Annotated in this window: 3 protein-coding genes; all 3 read left to right on the top strand. The window is 38.8% G+C overall.

The annotated features are described in order from the left end of the window. The first annotated feature begins 292 nt into the window (after positions 1 to 292). On the top strand, positions 293 to 1,369 hold the full coding sequence (locus tag AAC037_RS23095; RefSeq protein WP_339905949.1) for a glycosyltransferase: 1,077 nt from the start codon (positions 293 to 295) through the stop codon (positions 1,367 to 1,369). Positions 1,370 to 1,415: 46 nt separating this feature from the next. Then, complete coding sequence (rfbF, locus tag AAC037_RS23090; protein WP_339905948.1) at positions 1,416 to 2,198, top strand: glucose-1-phosphate cytidylyltransferase; 783 nt, start codon at positions 1,416 to 1,418, stop codon at positions 2,196 to 2,198. 24 nt (positions 2,199 to 2,222) lie between these two features. Further along, positions 2,223 to 2,787 (top strand): SDR family oxidoreductase (locus AAC037_RS23085; protein WP_339905946.1); only part of this gene is annotated, 565 nt, incomplete at its 3' end.

Below are 2,787 nucleotides of genomic sequence, written 5' to 3'. Positions count from 1 at the left end.
AAAGAAGATATTCCACCTGCAGAACCGATAGCAGAAGAAAACAAACTTGCGTTTGAAAAGGTAAAACAAGAAAAAATCAACAAATTAACGGCTATAAAATATACTCAAAAAGTACCTCTGCTGACAAGCAAATGATTTGAAGTCAGGTAATGTATTAACCTATTTATTACATGTAAAATTAGTTTAAAACAAAAATGTTTAATTATATTTAAAACACTAATACCCCTTATGTTCCCTCACAAAATTTTTTATTTTAATGAAGCCTAAGGTCTTTTTAATTAACAATTACTCGATGGAAAGAGCCTATTCACTCTGGGAAAAGGGGATTAGTGGCAGCCATCATGTATGGGGCAAGGTAGAATTGGACCAAAGAGGGAAGGTGGAGATGACAGTATTTCCCCATGAGAAATACAAAATACTCAATAAGATTGGTAAACTCTTTGGCATTGGTCACCTTGACCAGCAAATTAGAATCTTATTCAATCTCAAAAAATTTGATATTTTATATTCCCCTTATTCAAAATCAAACACAAAACTTTTACTCTTTTTAAAAGCCTTGGGCCTATTTAGAAAACCGATCGTTGTCACCATCCATCAACCGTTTTGGATGGGCAGGAATGAAAATTGGTTTTTCAGATTATATTCCAGAAATTATGTGTTAAATTATTCCGCTTCCATTTTTTTAAGCAGAGCCCTCATGGAAAAAACAATTACACTTCTTGAAATCCCTGAAAAGGCCTATAAAGACAAGTTCAGCCTGGCCCAGTGGGGTCCGGATATGACATATTACGAGCGGTATGCTACCCAACGCAAAGCATTTGAAGATTGTGAGTTCTTTATTAGTGCCGGTCATACCGACAGGGACTTCGAAACCCTCATCGAGGCATTTAGAGGTTTGGACTACAAACTAAAAATATTCTGCACACCCAAGACGATTCCAAAAACCGTTGATATCCCACCAAATGTAGAAGTCGACTGGGAGGTGACGCTATCCTATGACCTCGTGCCCTATTACCAGAAATCAATAGCAATTTTGATCCCGCTAAAATATCCTATGCATAAAGAGGGGTGTCAAGGAATGACCAGCCTCCAGGATGTGGTTACCTTTAGCAAACCGGTAATAATGACCCATAATCCATGTTTGAATTTGGACATCGAAGAAGAAGGGATTGGATATTGGGTGGACATGTATGATGTAAATGGCTGGAGGGAGAAATTAACCATACTAAAGGAAAACAAGGACATTTGGCTGGAGTTGAGCGACAAATCTCAATCAACTTTTAAAGAAAAGTTTAATTCTAAAATTTTCGCAGCTCATCTTGAAAGCGTCCTCCTTTCGGTATACAATAAGGAAAACGACAAACCATAGGAACATTGTTCCATGGCATTCAGTAATATTTCTAGTTTTTTATCATATGAAGGCAGTAATTTTAGCGGGAGGTTTCGGCACTAGGATAAGTGAGGAAAGCTCAATACGTCCAAAACCCATGGTAAGCATAGGGCAGAAACCTATAATTTGGCATATCATGAAGATCTACTCCTATTACGGGATAAATGAATTCATTATTTGCTGTGGGTACAAAGGAGAGGTGATCAAAGAGTATTTTTCCACTTACCACCTGCTCAAGTCTGATTTTACGATAGATTTAAGCAGCAATAAAATTGACATACACCATGCAACTTCTGAGCCTTGGAAAGTAACACTTGTAGATACAGGTCTTGACACCATGACCGGTGGGAGGCTAAAGAAAGTGAAAGAATACATTGGTGATGAAACATTCTGCATGACCTATGGAGACGGTGTATCGGATGTAAATATCCGTGAAGCCATTGCTTTTCATAAAAAAGAAGGCGCCTCTGCTACCCTGACAGCCGTAAAGCAACCCGGAAGATTTGGGGCTTTTATTTTATCCTCAAAATCTGCAAGAATAGAAAATTTCAGAGAAAAACCTCAAGGTAATGGAAATGAAGGCGCCATGATCAATGGGGGCTTCTTTGTTCTAGAGCCAAGGGTATTGGATTTGATAGAAAATGACCAAACCATTTGGGAAAGAGAGCCACTAGAAAAATTGGCCAAAAACCATGATTTGGCCGCTTATGTTCACAATGGCTTTTGGCAGGCCATGGATTCTCTAAGAGATAGAAACTACCTGGAGGACTTGTGGAATCAAAAAAATGCACCTTGGAAAGTTTGGTGATATTGACCTTTAAAACCATCAAAAATGAAAATACTTATCACAGGAAATATGGGCTATATCGGCCCTGTTTTAGTCAATCATCTAAAAAAAGCCAACCCAAAAAGCACCATTATTGGGTATGACATAGGGTATTTTGCTCAATGCATTACCAGCAATGGACCTTTCCCGGAAGTGAATGTGGATCAGCAGGTTTTTGGAGATGTAAGAAATTTCCCTGAGAAACTACTGGAAGGAGTGGATACCATTGTGAATCTTGCTGCCATATCCAATGATCCAATGGGTAAAAAATTCGAAGAATTTACCTTAGATATTAACTACCGCTCTTGTATTAACCTAGCAAAAATGGCCAAAAAGGTGGGGGTAAAACATTTTGTTTTTGCTTCCAGCTGCAGCATGTATGGGGCGGCAGATGATTACCCAAAAACTGAAGAAGACAGCTTGAACCCGCTTACCGCGTATGCAAGGTCAAAGGTCATGTCTGAAAATGACTTGATAAACCTGGCAGATGAAAATTTTATCGTTACCTGTTTGCGTTTTGCTACCGCCTGTGGTTTTAGTCCAAGGTTACGTTTAGACCTGGTGCTCAATG

The sequence above is a fragment of the uncultured Cyclobacterium sp. genome, from assembly GCF_963976465.1.
In the GTDB taxonomy this organism is placed as follows: domain Bacteria; phylum Bacteroidota; class Bacteroidia; order Cytophagales; family Cyclobacteriaceae; genus Cyclobacterium.
This window is presented reverse-complemented; position numbering and strand designations above follow the sequence as displayed.